Source organism: Flavobacterium fluviatile, from assembly GCF_010645065.1.
Taxonomy (GTDB): Bacteria; Bacteroidota; Bacteroidia; order Flavobacteriales; family Flavobacteriaceae; genus Flavobacterium; species Flavobacterium fluviatile.
The window spans coordinates 1-1,117 of record NZ_JAADZW010000077.1 but is presented as its reverse complement, the minus strand read 5'-3'; the positions used below and the strand labels follow the sequence as shown (position 1 = coordinate 1,117).

The window sequence follows — 1,117 nt, the reverse complement described above, 5'->3', positions numbered from 1 at the left end:
TCGTATAACTCTTTCATAGAACAAAGTGCCGGCTGTTTCATATACTCGCACTCATCAAATATTAAGTGCGGTTTTTGCCCTTCAAGTCTTAGCTGTTTTAGCTTTTTAGCTATTTCGCCAATTTTCTTGCTTTTAGTTTTTGGTGTTGCAATTTTTAAGGCATCAATAATTTTATCAAGTAAATCGCCAATAGTATCAAGAGAACCAACAACTATTTTAAAAGTATCAACTGGATTTGCTCTTAAGAACATATCAGAAATATAACTTTTGCCCGAACCCGTTTCGCCAATGATAATGTTTGTTAATCCGTTTTCTTTGGCATCTTCAAGAGTTGAAAGCATTCTATACAGCTGAGGCGTTTCTTTCAAGCCCCAATATTCTTTTTTTAATGAGTAGCCTATAAATTCAGCAATCATTAAATACCATTTATCTTTGATCTCTGATTTACCCGCAGTATTTTTACCATGTATGATACTTGAAATGTAACTTTCATTTACTCCTGAGCGTTTTACAATTTCATTGGCAGAAATTTTATGCAATTTGATGTAATTGTTAAGTGCCTCAGTAATTTGCTGTTTTTGGGTCGTTGCAATCATAGGTTAGTGTATTTGTTTAGGTTAACTTTTTCTTTTAAATAATTTGTCTGGGCTTCCTGCCAGTTGGATTCTTCTAATACTTTTTCTCTTTTTTCCTGTTTAGCAGCGATTCTTTTTGTTGCCTTTTCTAAGCGTTCCGCAGACTTTTGATCTTTGTGTTGTCCCAGACTATCAGGAATCATTAACTTTTTCAAGGTGTCTAATCTTGGATGGTTTTCGAATAAATCTTCTAAAACCTCTCGTTGTTGTGTACCTCTCAAAATAATTTCGTTGTTCATACGACTATTGTAGTCATATACCAATTGCCTTTGCTGCGCATCGCCTTTCTCCTGATCGTATAAAGCCATTGGCTGAATGTATTTTTCTTGGAGAATAAATTCCATAGTTCCAATTTCTTCAACTAATCGACCATCACGGCTTTTGGCATTACTTACCAATACTTGGCTTAAGTCATCAGCATCATAAAAAACCATCCAATCCTCATGCATGTGCTTTCTAAAATTTAGGTCGAAAGTATCGTA

The 1,117-nt window shown here is 34.6% G+C and carries 2 protein-coding genes; both read right to left on the bottom strand.

What is annotated here, in order from left to right; translation table 11 throughout:
• The coding region (locus GXM17_RS21330) for an AAA family ATPase (RefSeq protein ID WP_163401533.1) at positions 1–596 on the bottom strand (596 nt) is incomplete at its 3' end.
• On the bottom strand, positions 593–1,117 hold a 525-nt coding region (locus GXM17_RS21325), incomplete at its 5' end, for a hypothetical protein (protein WP_208796481.1). The genes GXM17_RS21325 and GXM17_RS21330, both read right to left, overlap by 4 nt.